Raw genomic sequence first — 20,171 nt, 5'->3', positions numbered from 1 at the left:
CCAACCTCGTCTTCCCCCTACGGGGGAGGACGACCGCCCCCGGGTCGCGCGGAGCGCGCGCCCGAGGACAGGCTCCGCGGTCAGGAGGGGGCCAGTAGCCATGCGTCTGCGCGCCAAGCTCTACATCCCGCGCCGGATCAAGCGCTGGCTGCCGACCTCGCTGTTCGGGCGCTCCTTGCTGATCATCGTGCTGCCGGTGGCGGTGATGCAGATCGCCGTGACCTGGGGCTTTTTCGACGCCCACTGGCGCACCGTGAACAGCAAGCTGTCCGAAGGCCTGGCCGGCGATGTCGCCTGGGCCGTGGCCAGCTACCAGGATGATCCCAGCCCCGGTGCGGTGGCCAGGCTGGCCGATCGGGCCGAGCAGTCCCTGTCGCTGTCGATCGCCTTCCAGAAGGACAAGATCCTGCCGACCCGGCGCCGCGACGCCCTATTTGGCCTGGACCGCTCGCTGCAGGACGCCCTGGCCGACCGGCTCGACGCGCCATTCTGGTTCGATACCACCCGCTACACCGCCTATATCGATATCCGCGTGCAGGTGGACGGCGGTATCCTGCAGATCTACGCCCTGCGCGACCGGGCCTTCGCCACCCAGGGCCACATCTTCATCCTGTGGATGGTGATGGCCACCCTGCTGCTGACGGCGGTCGCCATCCTGTTCATCCGCAACCAGGTGCGGGCCATCGAGCGCCTGGCCGAGGCGGCCGACGCCTTCGGGCGCGGCGGCGACATCGACTTCAAGCCGCACGGGGCCCGTGAAGTGCGGCAGGCGGCCCAGGCCTTCCTGGCCATGAAGGCGCGTATCCAGCGCCATATCGAACAGCGCACGGCCCTGCTGGCCAGTGTCAGCCACGACCTGCGCACGCCGCTGACCCGCCTGAAGCTGGAGATGGCCCTGGCCGAGCCCTGCGCGCAGATGGACGCCATGAAGGGCGACCTGGCCGAGATGGAGCACATGATCGACGAATATCTGGCCTTCGCCCGCGGCGAGACCGGCGAGCCCCCGCAGTCGGTGGTGCTGGCCGAGCTGATCGGCGGGGTGGTCAGCGCGGCGGTGCGGTCCGGGGCGACCGTGGAGGCGCAGATCGCGCCGGATCTGACGGTCACCCTGCGCCCCAACGCCTTCAAGCGCGCCCTGGCCAATCTGATCGACAACGCCGCCGCCCATGGCGACCATGTGCGGGTCTCGGCGACGGCCCGACTGACCGGCGGGGTCGAGATCGTCGTCGACGACGACGGTCCCGGCATTCCCGAAGACCGCTACGAAGACGCCTTCAAGCCGTTCAACCGGCTCGACGAGTCGCGCAACCAGAACGAAAAGGGCGTGGGTCTTGGCCTGGCCATCGCCCGCGACATGGCCCGCGGCCTGGGCGGCGACCTGCTGCTGGAGCGCTCGCCGATGGGCGGCCTGCGGGCGGTGATGCGGCTGCCGGGCTAGGGGAGCGGATCCTCCCCTGTGGGACGTGGTCGCGTATGAGAGATTGACGGGCTCAAGCCTGGGCGGGCTTTAGAAATCTTGCCTTCCTGGGCCTTGTGCCCAGGACCCATGTTTGAGGCAGGTCGTGATTTCGGCCTCATGCGCGGCTGAACGGCCCAGAACCCAGACCCAAACTCGCATCGGCGGCGCCATGGGTCCTGGGCACAAGGCCCAGGAAGGCTGGATCCTTTTGAACCTGATCCCTATGCGATTGCCCTGCCCTTCAAGGGGAGGACTTGCCCGCTAGAACCCCGCCCCGACCTTCCCCAGCTGCTCGGCCATCTGTTTCAGACGCTTGTCGAGCTCGGCCATGGTCCGGTTCAGGGCGCCCTCGTCATCACGCCAGACCTGAACGACCCGGGCCCACACCGCCGTCATGGCCGCCAGCCGCGCCGGCGTCGCCTCAACGCCCGCCGCTTCCAGAATGGCGCGCGCGGTGCGGGGAAAGCGGACCACCGCCGTCAGCACGCCTTCGGCCCGGGCGATGGCGATCAGGGCGGCGCGGTGCGGCTCCATCGCCTCGAGCCGGGCCATGGCGGCGTCGAACAGGCGGTCGTGCGGCGCGGCGTCGTCGCTGCTGACCGTGGCCAGGGCGGCGCGATCGAAGCGGGTCGACAGATGGCCCAGCACCGCGCCCTTGCCGTCGGCCAGGGCGTAGAGCTCGGCGAACGACACCTCGGCCTTCAGGGCGATGTCGCGCAGGGTGATCTGCGGCCAGGGGCGATCCGCCGCCAGGGCCAGAGCGGCGGCGGCGGCGCGGTCGAGGATATCTTCAGCGGCGGTCATGCCCCATCAGATGGCGGTCGAAAGCGGCGCTGGCAAGGCCAGCCGAGAACCTCGTCCTTCGACAAACTCAGGATGAGGTTCTCTACCGCGAAGATCTTTAGAATGGTCCTCATCCTGAGCCCGTCGAAGGACGAGGACCACGCACGACGCTGAACGCCGGCCCGCTAGTCGATCTTGATGAACGGCGTCGACGCCCCGGTCACCTTGGGCAGCACCCCGTCCCACTTCTCGATCGCCTGTTGCTGCAGGACCTGGGGATTGGAGCGCAGGGCTTCACCCTTGATCCGCGTGGCTTCGGCCTCGCCCTTGGCCTTGGCTACGGCGGCGTTGGCCAGGGCGGTTTCCTTGGCTTCCAGCGCCTTGGCCGCCAGGGCTTCCTGCTCCAGCTGGGTCTTGCGCTGCATCTGGTCGATGACGGCGGCCGGATAGCGGATCGAGCCGATCCAGTCCATTTGCGACACCGTCACGCCGTGCTTGGACCACTTGCCGGCGACGCGGGCGAAGGCCTTCTGGATCACCACCTGGCGACCGCCGCTGTACAGCGTCTCGACCCCCACCTTCTCGGCCTCGGCCGCCACGGCCGAGCGGACGTCATTGCGGATCGGGCCGTCCAGCAGTTGGTCGAAGGTCAGCCGATAGGTCTGATACAGATTCGGAGCCGCCGCCGGATTGACCTGCATGGTCACCGAAACGTCCGCCGTCATCGGCAGGCCGGTATTGTCGGAGAAGGTGATCTCCTCGTTCTCGTTGCCGCGCTCGTCCTTCTCGCGGGTGTAGCTGTAGGTGCGCTGGATCACCGGATACTGGACGATGCGCTCGCCGATCCCGCGGAAATACCAGCGCGCCGGCAAGGCGTCGGGCGACACGCCCGCGCCTGAGCCCAGGGTCTTGATCTTGACCCCGACATTGCCCGGTTCGACCGTCGTGCTGTGCGAGATGACCTGGCAGCCGCCCATCATCAAAACCAGGACAGCCGCCGAGATGATCAGGCTGTTGCGGAGCGTCGCCTGGGCGCCGCCCCGTCCAAAGGGTTTATCGGTGGTGCTCATGAGGGTTGGTTCTCTCCATTGTCGGGCGCGAAGCCCCTGGCGACATCACGCATCATCACGCGCGCCAGCCACGCCAGGGCAAGCACGCCGCCAGCGCCAGTCAGAACAGCGGCGACCATACCCAGGTCAGATGCGGATCCCCAAAGCGGACCGATCACGACTCTAAGTAATGTTATAACAGCCGCAACGAACAGAATAACGTAGGCAACCGCTTTGGCGGCGCTGAAGTACTGCCTGTCGGTCATTGCCCCTCCAACCGCGCAGGTCGCGGATTAGAAGACTATTCTAAGGCGCCGCGCGAAACTGGCGAGTGACTTTTCGTTTAACTTGGCGAACGTTGGGGGTTAGCCCCCCAATTCCTTCGACCGGGCGATCGCGGCCTCCATCGCCCGGGGCAGCAGGTCGCCGAAGCCGCCCTCGCCCATCAGCACCGCCAGGGCCGCCGCCGTGGTGCCGCCGGGGGAGGTGACCTGCTTGCGCAGTTCGGCGGGCTCTTCACCGCCGGCCTCCATCAGGGCCGCCGCGCCGATGATGGTGGCCCGGGCCAGCTGGGCTGAGGCCGCCGGGGCGAGCCCCAGCTGGGCGCCCGCCGCCTCCAGCGCCTCGATGAAGGCGTACAGATAGGCCGGGGCCGAGCCCGAGACGGCGGTGGCGGCGTGCAGCAGGTCTTCGCTGTCCAGATCCACCACCGTGGCGACCGGGGCGAACAGGGCGTGGGCGGCGGCGCGCGCCCTGGGATCGACCGCATGGAGGCTGGCCGCGCCCCGGCCGATGGCGACGGCCGTGGTCGGCATCACCCGGGCGACGGCGCGGCCGCCGAAGGCTTCGGCAATGTCAGCGGCGCGCACGCCGGCGGCGATCGAGACGATAACCGCGTCGGAAGCCAGGTGCGGGACGACGTCAGCGATCGCCTCACGCCAGATCTGCGGCTTCACCGCCAGCAGGACGGTCCTGGCCTTGGCCAGGTCGGAAAGCGGCGGATTGACCGATACGCCGGGAAAGGCGGCGGCGTCGACATGAGGATCGCGGATGATCAGGTCGGCGGCGGAGAAGGCCCCGGCCGCGGCCCAGCCCTGGATCAAAGCGCCGCCCATGCGACCGGCGCCGAGGAGGAGGATGGGGGTCATGTCAGAACGCTCCGCTGCCGTAACCCTTCTCCCCGCGCGGGAGAAGGTGTCGCGAAGCGACGGACGAGGGGTCGCTCGGCGGCGTCCATCAAGCCCGATCAGCGGCGGATGCGAGGAACCCTCTCATCCGTCCTGCTCCGCAGGCCACCTTCTCCCGCAAGGGGAGAAGGAAAGTCCAGCCCTAAGCTTGGCCGACGGTCTCGAACATGCAGGCGGCCATGGCCTCTTCGGGCGTCTTGGCGCCCTGGATGAGGAAGTCGAAGGCCGGATAGAAGCGGTCGGCGGCTTCGACGGCCGCGTCGATCATCGAGGCGGCCTGGGCCATGGTGGGACGCTCGCCGGCCGGCAGGGCCAGGGCGTGGCGGAACACCACTTCGCCGTCCTCGGTCCAGACCTCGAAATGGCCCAGCCAGACGCGCTGGTTGATCATGGCCAGCAGTTCATAGGCGCTGGCGCGCTTGGACTTGGGCGCGCGCAGGTCCAGCGACAGGCACAACTGCAGGCAGTCGGCCTCGGGCCGCCAGGCGAACCAGAGTTCGTAGTCCTTCCAGTCGCCCGTCAGGGCGAAGGCCAGGTCACCGTCCTCGGTGCGGTCGAAGGTCAGGTTTTCGGCCGACAAGACATGCTCGACCACTTCTAGAGGATCGAGTGCCATCAGGACGTCGTCGTCTTCCGGTTGGGTGTCCATGGGAATCCTGCGCGTCCCGTGAGCGAGGGCGGGCGTGAGACCCGCCTTGAATCGCTCACGTCGCGTATGAGTCTAATCTGCTTCGTGAGCGGGGTAACAGCCCCTTCACGTCGAGCGCGAGCGGTAAAACGCCTATTCGGCTAGCCCGGCCTTTTTCGACGCCGGCGCTTTCTTGGCCTTCATGGCCGCAACCTCGTCGCGCAGCGCCGCGACCTCGGCCTTCAGCGCCTCGAAATCATCGCGACGGATCAGGTCGAATTCGGCCGCCAGACGGTCCGCCTGGGCCCGCATGGCGGTCTTGGCCTCCTCGCCGGCGGTCTGGGCGATGCCCATGGCCGCCTGGGTCAGCTTGGCGAATTCATCGAGGAAGGGGTTCTGGCTGTGCATCGAGATTCCAGGGGCGCGGCGTTTTGGACCCTCCTTATATGGCAAGCAGGGGATGAAAGCGAAGCGGGAACGGGCTATGGGTGCGACGATCTGTCCCGAACGGAGTCCCTCGGCGTGATCTTTCCCGATATCGACCCGGTCGTGCACATCGGCCCCCTGGCCCTGCAATGGGGTCCGCTGGCCATCCGCTGGTACGCCCTGGCCTATGTGGCCGGCATTCTGCTGGGCTGGCGCTATGCGGTGCGGCTGGTCCGCGACGCCAAGCTGTGGGGCGGCCGCGCCCCGCCCGCGACGCCGCTGCAGATCGACGACCTGGTGCTGTGGATCACCCTGGGCATCATCCTGGGTGGGCGGCTGGGCTACATCCTGTTCTATATGCTGATCAATCCCGACCAGCGCGCCGGCCTGCTGGCCCACCCTCTGGAGGCCTTCAAGATCTGGGAAGGCGGCATGTCGTTCCACGGCGGTTTCCTGGGCGTCTGCGTGGCGATCCTGCTGTTTGCGCGCCGGCAGAAGATCGACATTCTGCGGCTGGGCGACCTGGTCGCGCCGGTCGCGCCGATCGGCATCTTCTTTGGCCGCGTCGCCAATTTCATCAATGGCGAGCTGTGGGGCCGGGTCACCGACCATCCGTTCGGGATCGTCTTCTGCAACCAGACGATTCAGACCGCCAATGGCGGCCGTTGCCCGGCGGGCCCCGATCCGCGCCACCCCAGCCAGCTGTATGAAGCCGCTCTGGAAGGCGCCGCCCTGTTCGCCATCCTCTGGCTGGCCTCGCACCGGCTGAAATGGCTGCAGCGCCGCGGCGCGATGACCGGGACCTTCCTGGTCGGCTACGGCCTGTTCCGGGCCGCGCTGGAAAATGTCCGCAATCCCGATGTCGGCATGCCCGACTTCCCGCTGGGCCTGACCATGGGCATGATGCTGTCGATCCCGATGCTGCTGGTCGGCGCCTGGCTGCTGTGGAAGGCCCTGCGCGAACCCGTCACCGAGACCCATGAGCCTGCTTGATCGCCTGAAAGCCCAGATCGCCCAGGACGGCCCGATCGGCGTCGCCGAATATTTCACCCGCTGCCTGCACGACCCGAAAGACGGCTACTACGCCACCCGGCCTGATCTGGGGGCCGGCGGCGACTTCATCACCGCGCCGCTGGTCAGCCAGATGTTCGGCGAGCTGATCGGCCTGTGGGCGGTCGAGACCTGGACCCGCATGGGCCGGCCCGCGCCGTTCCGGCTGGTCGAGATGGGGCCCGGCGACGGGACCCTGATCAGCGACCTGCTGCGCGCCGCGCGCCTGGCGCCCGACTTCCTGGCCGCCGCCGATCTGTGGCTGGTCGAGGTCTCGCCACCCCTGCGCGCCCTGCAGGCGCAACGACTGGACGCCGCGCCCCTGGCCCCGCGCTGGGCCGACCGGCTGGAGGCCGTGCCCGCCGGCGCGCCGCTGATCCTGGTCGCCAACGAGGTGCTCGACTGCCTGCCCGTCCGACAGTTCGTCCGCACCGAAAAGGGCTGGGCCGAGCGGGTGGTGGGGCTGGATGAGGCGGGGAATCTGGCGTTTGGGTTGCGGGGATTAACAAGAGAACCCTTACCGTCGGCGGAAAGGCACCCCGGAACCATCCTCGAATCCTCGCCCGCCCAGGAAGCCCTCGGAACCGAGATCGGCCATCGCATCGCCACAGACGGGGGCGCGGCCCTGCTGATCGACTATGGCCGCGACACGCCCGGACAGGGCGATACGCTGCAGGCGATCCAGGGCCATCAAAAGGTCGACCCGCTGGAAAGTCCCGGCCAGGCCGACCTGACCGTCTGGGCCGACTTTCCCGCCGTGCTGGCCGCGGGCGTCGCGGCCGGCGCGCAAGCGGGGCCGATCCTGCCCCAGGCGGTGTTCCTCGCCCTGCTGGGCATTGAGGCGCGCGCGCAGGCCCTGGCCGCCGCCCGCCCCGATCGCGGCGACCAGATCGCAAGACAGCTTGATCGCCTGACCGGTCAGGCGCAGATGGGCGCGTTGTTCAAGGCCGTGTGCCTGCACGCACCCGGTTTCACGCCGCCGGCTTTCGAGGTCGCCTGACATGCCGCACAGGTCTCTGCCCACCGTCCAGTCGCCGCTGCTGGCCGCCGCGCCCGGCGTCCGCCACGCCTTCTTCACACGCCGGGGCGGCGTTTCGCAGGGCCTCTATGACAGCCTGAACGTCGGACGCGGCAGCCAGGACGAACCGGCCGACGTGGTCGAGAACCGGGCCCGCTGCGCCGGCTGGTTCGGCGTCGCGCCCGAAGACCTCAACACCTGCTACCAGATCCATTCCACCATCGCGATCCATGCCGACGGCTCGTGGGGCGACGCCCGTCCCGAGGGCGACGCGGTCGTCACCAGCACGCCCGGCGTGGTCTGCGGCGCCCTGTCGGCCGACTGCGCCCCGGTGCTGATCGTCGATCCCGAGGCGCGGATCGTGGCCGCCGCCCATGCCGGCTGGCGCGGCGCGCTGGACGGCGTGGTGCAGGCCGCCGTCGACGCCATGGTCGAGCTGGGCGGCGTCCCCGAACGCATGATCGCCGCCGTCGGTCCCTGTATCGGCCCGGGCTCCTACGAGGTGGGCCTGGAGTTCCTGCACCGCTTCGAGGCGGATAGCCCGGGGTCCGGCCAGTTCTTCCGGCCCGGCGTCAGCGACGACAAGCGGATGTTCGATTTGCCCGGCTTCGTGCTGGATCGCCTGCGCACCGCCGGGATCGAGCAGCGCGAATGGGTGGGCCGCGACACCCGCGTCGAAGAGGCCCTGTTCTTCTCCAACCGCCGCGCCGTCCTGAACGGCGAAGGCGACTATGGGCGACTGCTGTCGGCGATCTGCCTGGAGGGTTGAGGGCGGATCGGAGCCCTTCCCTTTCCCGTTCTCCCCGGCGAAAGCCGGGGCCCAGATCGAACCCAAAGGGCTCATGGCGCTTGGCTAGGTCAGAAGGCGCATCATCCCCAGGCGCTCAGGCTGAATCTGGGCCCCGGCTTTCGCCGGGGAGAGCGGAAGAAAAGAGCCAGGTGCGGACCTCCGCAACGTCTGCAAAGGGTGGATTGCCGACTTCAGCTTCCACTACGTCTTAAACGCCAGCTCCGGATCACATTGGTTACGGCCCTGTTCCAGCCTCCATTAGTGGCCAAACGCTTGAAGGCCCAAGTCATGAAACCGAGGGAAAGGGTCGTCCAAAAAGCTGTAAGGCCGACATGCAGCCAGAACTCGCCAGGCCTATCCGCCAGTTCCACCCACTTGCCGCGAGGACCACGGACGGCGTGATAGGTGGCGGCCTCGTAGAGCCACCACACGAAAAGGGCTGATGCCGCCGAGCCCGCTGCAAGTGAGGCCGCAATGGCCGCTGTAGCGGATAGCAGTTCAAAACGAGATGGGCGGGGTTCAAGGATGTTACTCATCCTGGGCGACAATGGCGCGAGCGTTGAGTGTCTGCAACGGGTCGAAATTTGCCCTAAACGCCCCGGCGGCAAGCTGACCCTCAGATCGCGTCCGCTAGGAATTGTCGATCAGCCCAAACCCAACCCGAAAGCCACAAAGCGTCACAGATCCGTCGTGCGGGCCGTTAAGGTGTTGCTCCCGGGGCGATCACTGCTAGAAGCCCCCGCAACGCAACACCCCCTGCACAGAGCGCGCCCCATGAAGCTGCTGTCCGGCAACTCGAACCGTCCGCTGTCCCAGTCGATCGCGGAATATCTCGACATGCCGCTGACCCGCGCCCAGGTGCGCCGGTTCGCCGACCTCGAGGTGTTCGTCACCATCGACGAGAACGTGCGCGGCGAGGATGTCTTCGTCATCCAGTCGACCAGCTATCCCGCCAATGACAACCTGATGGAGCTGCTGATCTGCATCGATGCGCTGAAGCGCGCGTCGGGCAAGCGGATCACCGCCGTGCTCCCCTATTTCGGCTATGCCCGCCAGGATCGAAAGACCGGCGGCCGCACCCCGATCTCGGCCAAGCTGGTGGCCAATCTGATCACCCGCTCGGGCGCCGATCGGGTGCTGACCATGGATCTGCACGCCGGCCAGATCCAGGGCTTCTTCGACATCCCCACCGACAACCTGCTGCCCTCGCGCCTGCTGGCCGACGACATCATCCGCAACTATTCGGTCGGCGACGATCTGATGGTGGTGTCGCCCGACGTCGGCGGCGTGGTCCGGGCCCGCGCCCTGGCCAAGCGCCTCAATGACGCTGACCTGGCCATCGTCGACAAGCGCCGCTCGGGCCCCGGCCAATCGGAAGTGATGAACATCATCGGCGACGTCTCGGGCCGCCGCTGCATCCTGTTCGACGACATCGCCGACTCGGCCGGCACCCTGTGCAACGCGGCCGCCGCCCTGGTGGCGCAGGGCGCGGTTTCGGTCAGCGCCTATGTCACCCATGGCGTGCTGTCGGGCGCGGCGTCGGAGCGGGTCGCCAATTCGGTGCTGACCGAGCTGGTGGTCACCGACTCCATCGAGGCGTCCGACCCGGTCAAGGCCTGCCCGAAGATCCGCTATGTCTCGTGCGCGCCGCTGATCGGCGAGGCGATCCGCCGGATCGCCAATGAGGAATCGGTCTCCAAGCTGTTCGACTGATCCCCCGGCCTTCTCCAGACGGGCGAATGGTCTTGCGGCCACGCTTGTCAAAGGCTGGTTAAAGGGCTGAGTGTCACAATATCGCCCGTCGCGGATGCTATTCGCGAAAATTGCCTCATGGGGAAGTTGCCCGACATGCCTATCTCTTCGCGCGCGCGAGTCGTGCTGATGACCGCCGCCATCGCACTGACCACCGTGGTGGCGGGCTGCGAAACGCCGCCGCCCCCGCCGCCGCCCGTGGCCGTCGCGCCGCCGCCGCCGCCGCCGATCACCCTGTCCAACAAGCTGGTCGAACGGGCCAGCGCCTTCCGCGGCTATATGGACCGCGCCGGCGCGATCAGTCCCAACTTCCAGAACGGCGACGACATCCAGTCGTCCCTGAAGGTGGGCGCGGCCTATGAGCCCAAGGAGCTGCTGTCCGGCGTCATCGCCTATGCCGCCGTCATCGCCCTGCAGGATCCCGCCTTTGTCGGCGCCGTGCGCGGCTTCGGCGTCGATCCGACCCAGCGCCAGCAGATGATCAACCAACTGGTCGCCGACCCGGCCTACGCCGTCGGCTTTACGGGCTCCGACACCGCCGCCGGCCTGGTCATCGACACCCTGGGCGCCGAAGGTCTGAAGGTCTTCACCGCCGGCAAGGCCGTCAAGCAGGCGGCCTATGACGTGCAGCACTCGTCCTGGTCCAAGGCGTCGGTGGCCGACCGCGAAGGCCGCCTGGCCTACGCCAAGAGCGTGTCGGCGATCCCGGCCCTGGCCGCGACCAGCGACGTGACGATCCTGCGCGACGCCTCGATCGGGACCCAACCCCTGGCCCTGACGCCGCGCTCGGCGCCCGGCCCCTATCAGCCTGTCGTGGTCCGCGGCCTGGCCGTGGCCGCCCTGGCGGCGCTCGGCGCGGCCGGCGACGAAAACCTGCCCACGATCGAGGCGGTGATGGCTGATCCCACCTCGGCCATGTGCCTGAACATGGGCAAGCTGAACCTCTATCAGTGCCTGGCCGTCTCCAAGCCGCACTATGAGGATGTCTTCTGCCTGGGTCAGCATGTCCTGATGGACACCGGCCAGTGCGTGATCAAGGCCTCGGGCGCCCCCATGCCCGTCGAGCCGCCTCGTCCGGTGATCGAGAAGACCTCGATCGCCCAGGGCGGCGGCGCCGGTCGCAATTCGAAAGCCGCCAAGGCCAAGGCCGCCGCGGCCCGCAAGGCGACGACCAAGCCCTAGCCTGCCCAATCGGGGCCGAAAGAGCCTGAGAAGGGCCGGACGTTGCAACGTCCGGCCCTTCTGTGTATGTAGCGCGACCCTAAAAACCGTCGACCGAGCGGGGCAATCCAGTCCTGTGCGGCGATTTCGCATTTCGAGAGCAAGGGCTCTCCAGAGAGAACACGATGTCCGAGATCATTCTGAACGTTGAACTCCGCGACCGCGCCGGCACCGGCGGCGCGCGCGAAACCCGCCGCAAGGGCCTGGTCCCCGGCGTGCTGTACGGCGGCGCTCAAGCCCCCGTGAACATCGCCGTCAAGAGCAACGAATTCCGCAAGGCGCTGTTCACCGGCAAGCTGCTGGGCCACCTGGTGACCCTGCAATACGGCGGCGAAAAGCAATCGGTCATCGCCAAGGCCGTCCAGTTCCACGCCGTCACCGACGAGCCGGTCCACTTCGACCTGTATCGCGTCGACGAGCACCAGCTGATCAAGATCGAAGTGCCGGTTCACTTCAAGAACCATGACACCTCGGTCGGCCTGAAGAAGGGCGGCACGCTGGAAATCATCCGTCACACCGTCGAGCTGGAATGCCCGGCCGACAAGATCCCCGAAGAACTGGTCATCGACCTGGCCGGCCACGACATCGGCGACGTGATCCGCATCTCGGAAATCAAGCTGCCGGCCGGCGTCAAGCCCGCCATGGGCCGCGACTTCGTGATCGCCAACCTGAAGGCCTCGGCCGCGTCGCAATCGGGCGAAGGCGACACCACCGCCGAAGCCTAAGGCTTCGGATCGGGTCTCCGATCGACGATCAGACGGGCGGGCTCATCAGCCCGCCCGTTTTTCGTTCTGGGCTGAAGCTGAAGCGCTCTGCGTCCTTCGAGGCCTTGCGATGCAAGGCGCCTCAGGATGAGGACGTTGAGTAAGGGCCGGCAAAATGCTCCTCATCCTGAGGCGCCCGCGCAGCGGGCCTCGAAGGACGCAGAGCGCCGCACCAAAAACTTCAAAGACGGAGCAAGCGGCTGTCCATCTTGATCCTCGCCGGCCTCGGCAATCCCGAGCCCAAATACGAGAAGAACCGGCACAATGTCGGCTTCATGGCGCTGGACGCCCTGGCCCGCCGCTGGGGGACCTCGCCGTGGCGCGCCCGCTTCCAGGGCCAGGCCTGCGAGGGCTCGGTCCCGACGCCGAACGGCGCCGTGAAGCTGCTGATGCTCAAACCCAAGACCTATTACAACGAGAGCGGCCGCGCCGTGGGCGAGGCGATGAAGTTCTACAAGCTGGCCCCCAGCGACGTCATCGTGTTCCACGACGAGATCGACATGGCCCCCGGCCGCTTCCGGATGAAGGCCGGCGGCGGGGCGGCGGGCAATAACGGCATCCGCTCGATCACCAGCCAGATCGGCGACGCCTTCCGCCGTGGCCGCATCGGCGTGGGCCATCCGGGCGACAAGGACATGGTCATGCACTACGTCCTGGGCGACTTCCACAAGGTCGAGCACCAGTGGCTGGACCCGATGCTGGACGCCATCTGCGACGCCCTGCCCTTCGCGGCGGTCGGCGAGGACGAGCGCTATCAGGGCGAGGTCATGCGCCTGGCGCCGGCCCCCAAGGCCGATCCGCGCAAGCCGCCGAAGGGCGGGGAGTAAGCTCGTCACTCACACAAAGCTTGTCATCCCGGCCGCAGCGAAGCGGAGAGCCGGGACCCAGGGGCCAACGCAACGCGGCTGCCCTGGGTCCCGGGTCGGCGACGCCGCCCGGGATGACAAGCTTTTGTTGCTGAAGAAGAAAGTGTCCTCCGGATAGAAAAACGCTAAGTCCCCACCATGCTGCGCATCTCCGAACTAAAGCTGCCCCTGGGCCATCCGCCCGAAGCCATGGCCCCGGCTCTGTGCGAACGCCTGGGCATTCCGGCTAGCAACCTGCTGGACTTCGCCGTCGCCCGCCGGGCCCATGACGCGCGGCGCAAGGCGGCGATCCTGATGGTCTATTCGGTCGATGTAACGTTGCGCGATGAGGCGGAAGTTCTGGCGCGCTTCGCCGGCGATCCTCATGTGCGCATCAGGCCCGACACCGACTATCGCCTGACGGCCCAGGCGCCCAAGGCCTATGACGGCCCCCGCCCGGTGGTGGTCGGCGCGGGGCCTTGTGGCCTGTTCGCCGGTCTGATCCTGGCGCAGATGGGCTTCAAGCCGATCATCCTGGACCGCGGCAAGGCCGTGCGCGAGCGCACCAAGGACACCTGGGGCCTGTGGCGGCGTAGCGAGCTGAACCCCGAATCCAACGTCCAGTTCGGCGAGGGCGGCGCGGGCACCTTTTCCGACGGCAAGCTCTGGAGCCAGATCAAGGACCCCCGCCATCTGGGCCGCAAGGTGCTGGAGGAGTTCGTCAAGGCCGGCGCCCCGCCCGAGATCCTGACCGAGGCCCATCCCCACATCGGCACCTTCCGTCTGGTGACGATGGTGGAGTCGATGCGCGAGACCATCGAGGCCCTGGGCGGCGAATATCGCTGGCAACATCGGGTCGATGGGATCGAGGTCGAAACCGCCGCCGACGGCGCCCGCCGACTGCGCGGCCTGAAGCTGTCGACCGGCGAGGTTCTGGAGGCCGAGCACGTGGTGCTGGCCGTCGGCCACAGCGCCCGCGACACCTTCCAGATGCTGTACGATCAGGGCGTCCATATCGAGGCCAAGCCGTTCTCGATCGGGGTGCGGATCGAGCATCCGCAGTCGTGGATGGACAAGGCCCGCTTTGGAACCTGCGCGGGCCATCCCGACCTCGGCGCCGCCGACTACAGCCTGGCCCGTCACTGCGCCAATGGCCGCACGGTCTACAGCTTCTGCATGTGCCCCGGCGGCACGGTGGTGGCGGCGACGTCCGAGCCCGGCCGGGTGGTGACCAACGGCATGAGCCAGTATTCGCGCAATGAACGAAACGCCAATTCCGGCTTCGTGGTCGGCATCGATCCCGAGCGCGACTATCCGGGCCATCCGCTGGCGGGCGTCGAGTTCCAGCGCAAATGGGAGAGCCTGGCCTATGTGGCCGGCGGCTCGACCTATGCGGCGCCGGCCCAGAAGGTCGGCGACTTCCTGGCCGGCCGGCCCTCGACCGACCTGGGCGAGGTGGCGCCGTCCTACAAGCCCGGCGTGACCATGACCGACCTGTCGGCCTGCCTGCCGCCGTTCGTGATCGAGGCCATGCGCGAGGCCCTGCCGGTGTTTGGCCGTCAGATCGCCGGCTATGACCATCCCGACGTGCTGCTGACCGGGGTGGAGACGCGCACCTCCTCGCCGATCCGGATCACCCGCGGCAAGGACTTTCAGAGCCTCAACACCGCCGGCCTGTTCCCGGCCGGCGAGGGCGCGGGCTATGCCGGCGGCATCCTCTCGGCGGCCATCGACGGCATCAAGGTGGCCGAGGCGGTGGCCAGCGCCTGGATGGCGGCCGCCGCGGACTAACGCGTTCGACATTCAGATGTTCGACACCCCCCTTCGCCGCCTATCCCCGCGAAGGCCGAGGATGGACGGTGGTTTTGGTCTTGCGGCCCGGGAATCCGCAGCTTTGACTGAATGCCGATCGACCCTGCCCTCCCCTTGGGAAAGCTGGACCAGACCGTGGCCATTGGCCATTGTCGACCCGAGGCCTCACCCCTCGCTAGGCCGCTCACGCGGCTTGCGCGGCGCGGCCTGGGAGATCCACCACCATGACGTCCTTCTATGATCGCCACGTCCTCCCCCGGCTGATCCGCTGCGCCTGCGGGGCCGGAGCGATCGCCAAGCAGCGCGCCAGGATCGTGCCGCGGGCCGAGGGGCGGGTTCTGGAACTGGGGATCGGCGGCGGTCTGAACCTGGCCTTCTATGACCCGGCGCGGGTGACCAGCGTCACGGGCGTTGATCCCTCCGAAGGCCTGCGGACGCTGGCGATGGCGGCCCCGCGCGCCGAAGGCCTCAAGGTCGAGGTGCTGGCGGGAGAGGCCGAGCGCCTGGCCTTTGACGATCACAGCTTCGACACCGTGGTCTGCACTTTCACCCTGTGCTCGGTCCACACGCCCGAGGCCGTGCTGGCCCAGGCGCGCCGGGTGCTCAAGCCCGGCGGCCGCTTTCTGTTCTGCGAGCACGGCCTGGCGCCGGACCCCGAGGTCGCTCGCTGGCAGAGACGGATCGAACCGTTCTGGACGCCGCTGGCCGGCGGCTGCCGCCTGACCCGCCCGGTCGGGGCGGCCATCGCCGCCGCAGGCTTTCGGATCGACGAGGCCCAGACTTTCTACATGCCCAAGGCGCCCCGGCCTTTGGGCTGGTGCGAGCTGGGCGTGGCTTGCGTCGCCTGACGCCGACGCCATATCCCAAGGCCCAGTTTGCGGCGCGGCGCGCCCAGGAGTTCCCATGTCAGAGACGATGTCCACGGCCGCCAACGCCGCCCAGGTCGACTATTGGAACGCCACGGCAGGCCAGACCTGGGCCCAGTTCCAGAGCCAGCTGGACCGTCAGATCGCGCCCCTGGGTCTGGAGGCCCTCCGGGTGCTGGCCCCGCAGGCCGGCGAGCGGGTTCTGGATGTCGGCTGCGGCTGCGGACAGACCACGCTCGACCTTGCCAGCCGGGTGGGGGCGACAGGCCAGGTGACCGGCGTCGACATCTCCGAGCCGATGCTGGCGGTGGCCCGGGCGCGCGACATCCCCGGCGACGCGGCCCGGGCGCAGTTTCTCGAACAGGACGCCCAGACCGCCGACCTCGGCGAAGGCGTGCTCGACGCCGTGTTTTCCCGCTTCGGCGTGATGTTCTTCAGCGATCCGCCGGCCGCCTTCGCCAATCTGCGCAAGGCGCTGAAGCCGGACGGTCGGCTGACCTTCGTCTGCTGGCGGCCCTATCCGGAGAACCTGTGGATGCGCGCCCCGATGGAAGCGGCCCAGCCCTTCCTGCCGCCCGTCCAGCCCGCAGACCCCACGGCGCCGGGCCCCTTCGCTTTCGCCGATCCGCAACGGGTGGAGTCGATCCTGCAGGCGGCCGGGTTTGAAGACATCCGCATCACGCCCTTTGACGCCATGATCGGCGGCGGTTCGATCGACGACACCCTGGACCTGACCTTTCGGGTCGGCCCGCTGGGCTCGGCCCTGCGCGAAGCGCCGCACCTGGCGCCCACCGTCCGCGAGGCCGTGCGAGCCCGCCTGTCCGACTTCGCCACACCGCAGGGCGTGCTGATGCCCGCAGCGGTCTGGATCGTCCAGGCCGCCGCGGGATAGGCTCGAAGGGCGGCTAGCCGCCGGCGATCAGCGCGGCCCGGGCGGTCCTGGCGGCGGCGACCATGTTGACCAGGGCGGGACGAACCTCCTCCCAGCGGCGGGTCTTCAGGCCGCAGTCGGGATTGACCCACAGCTGGGCCGACGACAGCCGGCGCCCCGCCAGGGTCAGCAGCTCGGCCATCTCGGCCGCCCCCGGCGCGCGCGGCGCGTGGATGTCATAGACGCCCGGTCCGATCTGGGCCGGATAGGCATAGGTGGAGAAGGCCTCCAGCAGCTCCATCTTCGACCGCGCGGTCTCGATCGAGATCACATCGGCGTCCATCGCCCCGATGGCGGCGATGATGTCGTTGAACTCCGAATAGCACATGTGGGTGTGGACCTGGGTGCGATCGGCCACGCCCGAGGCGGCCAGACGGAAGGCCTCGACCGCCCAGTCCAGATAGGCCTGCCAGTCGGCGCGGCGCAGGGGCAGGCCCTCGCGCAGGGCCGCCTCGTCGATCTGGATGATCCGCGCCCCGGCCGCCTCGAGATCGACGACCTCGTCGCGGATCGCCAGGGCGATCTGCCGGCAGGTCTGGCTGCGGGGAATGTCGTCGCGCACGAAAGACCACTGCAGGATGGTGACCGGCCCTGTCAGCATGCCCTTCATTGGCCGCTCGGTCAGGCCCTGGGCGTAGCGCCACCACTCCACCGTCATCGGGCGAGGCCGCGAAACGTCGCCATACAGGATCGGCGGCCGCACGCAGCGCGAGCCATAGGATTGCACCCAGGCGTGCTGGGTGAAGACAAAGCCCGACAGCTGCTCGCCGAAATACTGCACCATGTCGTTGCGCTCGAACTCGCCGTGCACCAGCACGTCCAGACCGATCTCTTCCTGCCAGGCGACGGCGGCGGCGGTCTCCTGACGCAGGAAGGCCTGATAGTCGCCGTCGCTGATCTCGCCCCGGGCATGGGCCGAGCGGGCCTTGCGCACCGCCTGGGTCTGGGGGAACGAGCCGATGGTCGTGGTCGGCAGGGGCGGCAGGTTCAGATCGGCATGCTGAAGCGCGATGCGCCGGCTAAAGGGCGTGGCCCGGCGGGCGTCCTGCGGGGTCACGGCGGCCAGGCGGGCCTGAACGGCGGGATCGTGGATCCGGCTGGAGGTGCGGCGCGCGGCGGCGGCGGCCGCGGCGGCCTCCAACTGGGGCCGGACCGACGCGCGACCGGCGTTCAGGGCCCCGGCCAGAACGACCAGCGCCTCGACCTTCTGCACGGCGAAGGCCAGCCACTGGGCGACCTCGGGATCCAGCCGGGTCTCCGCCGACAGATCCACCGGCGTGTGCAGCAGCGAGCAGGATGGGGCCAGGATCACCCGGTCTCCGCCGCGCGCCGCCACCACCGGCTCCAGACGATCCAGCAGGGCCTCCAGATCGGCGCGCCACACATTGCGGCCGTCGATCACGCCCAGAGACAGCACCAGGCTCTCCCGCGCGGCGGCCAGCACGACCTCCAGATCCTGCGGCGCGCGGGCCAGGTCCAGGTGCAGACCCTCGACCGGCAGGTTGACCGCCGTGGCCAGATTGTCCCCGAAGCTTCCGAAATAGCTGGTCAGCATCAGCCGCAGCTCCGGCGCGGCGTGGGTCAGGGCGCCATAGGCCCGCCGCAGCTCGCCGCGCTCGAAGTCGGTCAGGTCCAGGGCCAGGCAGGGCTCGTCGATCTGCACCCAGTCCGCGCCGGCCTGGGCCAGACGCTGCAGCACCTGCGCATAGACCGGGATCAGCGCCGACAGCAGCGTCAGGGGCTGGAAGTCCGGATCGCGGCTCTTGGCCAGTTTCAGGAAGGTCACCGGCCCCAGCAGCACCGGGCGGGTCTGGATCCCCTGCGCCTTGGCCTCCAGGAACTCGTCGATCGGCTTGGTCGAGGTCAGGGCGAAGGTCTGGCCGCGCGACACCTCGGGAGCCAGATAATGATAGTTGGTGTCGAACCACTTGGTCATTTCCATCGCCGGCAGGCCGGCCGCGGGGTCGTTGACCGGCTCATGGACGTGGCCGTGGGCGCAGACTTCGGCGGCCTGCCCCTGGGTCCCGCGGGCCAGGGCGAAATAGGTGGGGGTATCGACCGGCCCGCCCGTCCAGCCATAGATCGGCGGGATGGCCCCCACCATGACGCTGGTGTCCAGCACGTGGTCATAGAGGGAGAAGTCGTTGCTGGGCACGTGATCCACGCCCAGGGCGGCCTGACGGGCCCAGGTCTGGCCGCGCAGGGCGGCGGCGGCGGTCAGCAGGCCGGCGGCGTCGAGCCGTCCGGCCCAATGCTCTTCCAGCACGCGCTTGAGCTCGCGACGGGGGCCGATGCGGGGAAAGCCCAGGGTGGCGACGGTGACGGTCATGGTTCAAAACCTCTGCCAGATGATGGCGAGAGGCTGATCGGGACGCGCGCAGGCGGTCGCGCACGGGACATCACGGCCCGGTCGCGCCTTGCTAGCGACCAGACCGGGCACCCCGCCGGAGGACGTTATCTGTCGGGGCAGGTCTCCTGGCTCACGGGTCAACGCCCCTGCCCTGGCCTTCCCGATCCGCCACCGATGAAGTTCGGCGGATCAGTGACACGTAACGGACAGCGGCTCACCGCTCACAGTTGCGGGGGCAGCGCCGGGATCGGGGTTTCACGCCCTCACCGACTTCCCTCTTAGCCACGCACGCCAAAGCGCACGCGGACCACGACAGGCCGCAAGAAGCACGGGACGGCCCCGCGCGTCAACAGAGACATAAGGATATCTTTATGTGATTTTGGAGATCAGCGTCAGAACTTGCCGGACTGGAAGTCCTCGAAGGCCTGCACGATCTCGTCGCGCGAGTTCATCACGAACGGGCCGTGCCAGAACACCGGCTCTTCGATCGGACGCCCGGCGATCAGCAGCACCCGGGCGTCGGTGACCGCCTCGACCAGCACGGTGTCGCCCTGGCCCAGGAACACGCCTGACAGGGCGTCGACCTTGCCGCCGGCCACGCGGACCTGGCCCTCATAGACCGCCAGCATGGCGTTGCGGTCATCGCCCACGGGCTCTTCGAACCGCGTTCCGGCCGGCAGCACGACGTCGAAATACAGCGCGTCGACCGCGCCGCCGCCGATGGGTCCGGCCGTGCCGCCATCGGTGACGCCCGAGATCACCTTGACGGTGACGCCGCCGTCGCGGGCCTCGACCGGGATGGCGTCGCTCTCGAACTCCGAATAGCCCGGCGCGCTCATCTTCAGCTTTGCCGGCAGATTGACCCACAGCTGGAAGCCGCGCATGCGGCCCTCTGACTGCTCGGGCATTTCGGAGTGGACGATGCCCTTGCCGGCCCGCATCCACTGGATGCCGCCAGGGCCGATGATCCCCTCGCGACCGGTATTGTCGCGGTGCCGCATCCGGCCTTCCAGCATGTAGGTCACGGTCTCGAAGCCGCGATGCGGATGGTCGGGGAAGCCGCCCATATAGTCAGATGCCTGATCGTTGTCGAAACAGTCCAGCATCAGGAACGGGTCGAACATCTGGGCTTCCTGGGTGCCCAGCATGCGGGTCAGGCGCACGCCGTCGCCATCCGAGGCGGGGACGCCCTTGACGATTTTCACGACAGGTCGAAGGCTCATCTCACGGCTCCTTTTCC

19 protein-coding genes and 1 riboswitch are annotated in these 20,171 nt (G+C 68.3%); of the genes, 11 read left to right on the top strand and 8 right to left on the bottom strand.

What is annotated here, in order from left to right; genetic code table 11:
* Window positions 1-100: 100 nt before the first annotated feature.
* Entirely contained in the window at window positions 101-1,438 is a 1,338-nt protein-coding gene (locus tag ACW18B_RS05600; protein ID WP_492050241.1) for an ATP-binding protein, read from the top strand.
* Between the two features lie 282 nt (window positions 1,439-1,720).
* On the opposite strand, the gene ACW18B_RS05595 is transcribed toward ACW18B_RS05600, so the two are convergent.
* The 6 genes from ACW18B_RS05595 to ACW18B_RS05570 all read right to left on the bottom strand — a co-directional run bounded on the left by ACW18B_RS05595 (window position 1,721) and on the right by ACW18B_RS05570 (window position 5,514).
* On the bottom strand, window positions 1,721-2,263 hold the full coding sequence (locus ACW18B_RS05595) for a TetR family transcriptional regulator (protein WP_492050240.1): 543 nt from the start codon (window positions 2,261-2,263) through the stop codon (window positions 1,721-1,723).
* A 164-nt stretch (window positions 2,264-2,427) separates the two neighbouring features.
* Window positions 2,428-3,312 (bottom strand): SPFH domain-containing protein, encoded by an 885-nt coding sequence (locus ACW18B_RS05590; protein WP_492050238.1) that lies wholly within the window; start codon window positions 3,310-3,312, stop codon window positions 2,428-2,430.
* Window positions 3,309-3,557, bottom strand: coding sequence for a hypothetical protein (locus ACW18B_RS05585; RefSeq protein ID WP_492050237.1), 249 nt, complete (start codon window positions 3,555-3,557; stop codon window positions 3,309-3,311). The genes ACW18B_RS05590 and ACW18B_RS05585 overlap by 4 nt, the downstream gene beginning before the upstream one ends.
* Before the next feature lie 99 nt (window positions 3,558-3,656).
* Window positions 3,657-4,439 carry a pyrroline-5-carboxylate reductase gene (gene proC, locus ACW18B_RS05580; protein WP_492050236.1) on the bottom strand — a complete coding sequence of 261 codons (783 nt, stop codon included), beginning with the start codon at window positions 4,437-4,439 and terminating at the stop codon, window positions 3,657-3,659.
* 181 nt (window positions 4,440-4,620) lie between these two features.
* Complete coding sequence (locus tag ACW18B_RS05575) at window positions 4,621-5,127, bottom strand: type III secretion system chaperone family protein (protein ID WP_492050235.1); 507 nt, start codon at window positions 5,125-5,127, stop codon at window positions 4,621-4,623.
* Window positions 5,128-5,259: 132 nt separating this feature from the next.
* Window positions 5,260-5,514: an accessory factor UbiK family protein gene (locus ACW18B_RS05570; RefSeq protein WP_492050234.1), complete on the bottom strand. Its 255-nt coding sequence runs from the start codon at window positions 5,512-5,514 to the stop codon at window positions 5,260-5,262.
* Between the two features lie 114 nt (window positions 5,515-5,628).
* Here ACW18B_RS05570 and lgt point away from each other — a divergent pair, with 114 nt between their 5' ends.
* The 10 genes from lgt to ACW18B_RS05520 all read left to right on the top strand — a co-directional run bounded on the left by lgt (window position 5,629) and on the right by ACW18B_RS05520 (window position 16,542).
* Window positions 5,629-6,525, top strand: a complete 897-nt coding sequence (gene lgt, locus ACW18B_RS05565; protein WP_492050232.1) for a prolipoprotein diacylglyceryl transferase — start codon at window positions 5,629-5,631, stop codon at window positions 6,523-6,525.
* On the top strand, window positions 6,512-7,582 hold the full coding sequence (locus ACW18B_RS05560; RefSeq protein WP_492050231.1) for a class I SAM-dependent methyltransferase: 1,071 nt from the start codon (window positions 6,512-6,514) through the stop codon (window positions 7,580-7,582). Before lgt ends, ACW18B_RS05560 begins: the two co-directional genes overlap by 14 nt.
* Before the next feature lies 1 nt (window position 7,583).
* Window positions 7,584-8,369: a peptidoglycan editing factor PgeF gene (gene pgeF / locus ACW18B_RS05555; protein ID WP_492050230.1), complete on the top strand. Its 786-nt coding sequence runs from the start codon at window positions 7,584-7,586 to the stop codon at window positions 8,367-8,369.
* Between the two features lie 795 nt (window positions 8,370-9,164).
* Window positions 9,165-10,103, top strand: a complete 939-nt coding sequence (locus ACW18B_RS05550) for a ribose-phosphate pyrophosphokinase (RefSeq protein ID WP_492050229.1) — start codon at window positions 9,165-9,167, stop codon at window positions 10,101-10,103.
* Window positions 10,104-10,238: 135 nt separating this feature from the next.
* Window positions 10,239-11,324 carry a hypothetical protein gene (locus tag ACW18B_RS05545; protein ID WP_492050228.1) on the top strand — a complete coding sequence of 362 codons (1,086 nt, stop codon included), beginning with the start codon at window positions 10,239-10,241 and terminating at the stop codon, window positions 11,322-11,324.
* Between the two features lie 164 nt (window positions 11,325-11,488).
* Window positions 11,489-12,088 carry a 50S ribosomal protein L25/general stress protein Ctc gene (locus ACW18B_RS05540; protein ID WP_492050227.1) on the top strand — a complete coding sequence of 200 codons (600 nt, stop codon included), beginning with the start codon at window positions 11,489-11,491 and terminating at the stop codon, window positions 12,086-12,088.
* A 245-nt stretch (window positions 12,089-12,333) separates the two neighbouring features.
* Window positions 12,334-12,954: an aminoacyl-tRNA hydrolase gene (pth, locus tag ACW18B_RS05535; protein ID WP_492051616.1), complete on the top strand. Its 621-nt coding sequence runs from the start codon at window positions 12,334-12,336 to the stop codon at window positions 12,952-12,954.
* 177 nt (window positions 12,955-13,131) lie between these two features.
* A complete protein-coding gene (locus ACW18B_RS05530) occupies window positions 13,132-14,763 on the top strand; it encodes an NAD(P)/FAD-dependent oxidoreductase (protein ID WP_492050225.1) in 1,632 nt (543 codons plus the stop codon).
* A 245-nt stretch (window positions 14,764-15,008) separates the two neighbouring features.
* Complete coding sequence (locus ACW18B_RS05525) at window positions 15,009-15,632, top strand: class I SAM-dependent methyltransferase (RefSeq protein ID WP_492050224.1); 624 nt, start codon at window positions 15,009-15,011, stop codon at window positions 15,630-15,632.
* 55 nt (window positions 15,633-15,687) lie between these two features.
* Complete coding sequence (locus ACW18B_RS05520) at window positions 15,688-16,542, top strand: class I SAM-dependent methyltransferase (RefSeq protein WP_492050222.1); 855 nt, start codon at window positions 15,688-15,690, stop codon at window positions 16,540-16,542.
* A gap of 13 nt (window positions 16,543-16,555) precedes the next feature.
* Here ACW18B_RS05520 and metE read toward each other — a convergent pair whose 3' ends face one another.
* Complete coding sequence (gene metE / locus ACW18B_RS05515) at window positions 16,556-18,910, bottom strand: 5-methyltetrahydropteroyltriglutamate--homocysteine S-methyltransferase (RefSeq protein ID WP_492050220.1); 2,355 nt, start codon at window positions 18,908-18,910, stop codon at window positions 16,556-16,558.
* Window positions 18,911-19,029: 119 nt separating this feature from the next.
* Window positions 19,030-19,258: riboswitch (cobalamin riboswitch) on the bottom strand.
* A 65-nt stretch (window positions 19,259-19,323) separates the two neighbouring features.
* On the bottom strand, window positions 19,324-20,154 hold the full coding sequence (locus ACW18B_RS05510; RefSeq protein WP_492050218.1) for a pirin family protein: 831 nt from the start codon (window positions 20,152-20,154) through the stop codon (window positions 19,324-19,326).
* Window positions 20,155-20,171: the final 17 nt, after the last annotated feature.

This window comes from Caulobacter sp. FV2ps19, assembly GCF_058681035.1.
Note: the sequence above shows the minus strand (reverse complement) of the source record. Positions and strands in the feature narration are given on the sequence as shown.

What these genes read in the sequence shown, in the direction of transcription:
- ACW18B_RS05600 (WP_492050241.1), top strand. Translation starts at nt 101, where the DNA reads ATGCGTCTGCGCGCCAAGCTCTACATCCCGCGCCGGATCAAGCGCTGG.
- ACW18B_RS05595 (WP_492050240.1), bottom strand. Translation starts at nt 2,263, where the DNA reads ATGACCGCCGCTGAAGATATCCTCGACCGCGCCGCCGCCGCCGCTCTG.
- ACW18B_RS05590 (WP_492050238.1), bottom strand. Translation starts at nt 3,312, where the DNA reads ATGAGCACCACCGATAAACCCTTTGGACGGGGCGGCGCCCAGGCGACG.
- ACW18B_RS05585 (WP_492050237.1), bottom strand. Translation starts at nt 3,557, where the DNA reads ATGACCGACAGGCAGTACTTCAGCGCCGCCAAAGCGGTTGCCTACGTT.
- proC (WP_492050236.1), bottom strand. Translation starts at nt 4,439, where the DNA reads ATGACCCCCATCCTCCTCCTCGGCGCCGGTCGCATGGGCGGCGCTTTG.
- ACW18B_RS05575 (WP_492050235.1), bottom strand. Translation starts at nt 5,127, where the DNA reads ATGGACACCCAACCGGAAGACGACGACGTCCTGATGGCACTCGATCCT.
- ACW18B_RS05570 (WP_492050234.1), bottom strand. Translation starts at nt 5,514, where the DNA reads ATGCACAGCCAGAACCCCTTCCTCGATGAATTCGCCAAGCTGACCCAG.
- ACW18B_RS05560 (WP_492050231.1), top strand. Translation starts at nt 6,512, where the DNA reads ATGAGCCTGCTTGATCGCCTGAAAGCCCAGATCGCCCAGGACGGCCCG.
- pgeF (WP_492050230.1), top strand. Translation starts at nt 7,584, where the DNA reads ATGCCGCACAGGTCTCTGCCCACCGTCCAGTCGCCGCTGCTGGCCGCC.
- ACW18B_RS05550 (WP_492050229.1), top strand. Translation starts at nt 9,165, where the DNA reads ATGAAGCTGCTGTCCGGCAACTCGAACCGTCCGCTGTCCCAGTCGATC.
- ACW18B_RS05545 (WP_492050228.1), top strand. Translation starts at nt 10,239, where the DNA reads ATGCCTATCTCTTCGCGCGCGCGAGTCGTGCTGATGACCGCCGCCATC.
- ACW18B_RS05540 (WP_492050227.1), top strand. Translation starts at nt 11,489, where the DNA reads ATGTCCGAGATCATTCTGAACGTTGAACTCCGCGACCGCGCCGGCACC.
- ACW18B_RS05530 (WP_492050225.1), top strand. Translation starts at nt 13,132, where the DNA reads ATGCTGCGCATCTCCGAACTAAAGCTGCCCCTGGGCCATCCGCCCGAA.
- ACW18B_RS05525 (WP_492050224.1), top strand. Translation starts at nt 15,009, where the DNA reads ATGACGTCCTTCTATGATCGCCACGTCCTCCCCCGGCTGATCCGCTGC.
- ACW18B_RS05520 (WP_492050222.1), top strand. Translation starts at nt 15,688, where the DNA reads ATGTCAGAGACGATGTCCACGGCCGCCAACGCCGCCCAGGTCGACTAT.
- metE (WP_492050220.1), bottom strand. Translation starts at nt 18,910, where the DNA reads ATGACCGTCACCGTCGCCACCCTGGGCTTTCCCCGCATCGGCCCCCGT.
- ACW18B_RS05510 (WP_492050218.1), bottom strand. Translation starts at nt 20,154, where the DNA reads ATGAGCCTTCGACCTGTCGTGAAAATCGTCAAGGGCGTCCCCGCCTCG.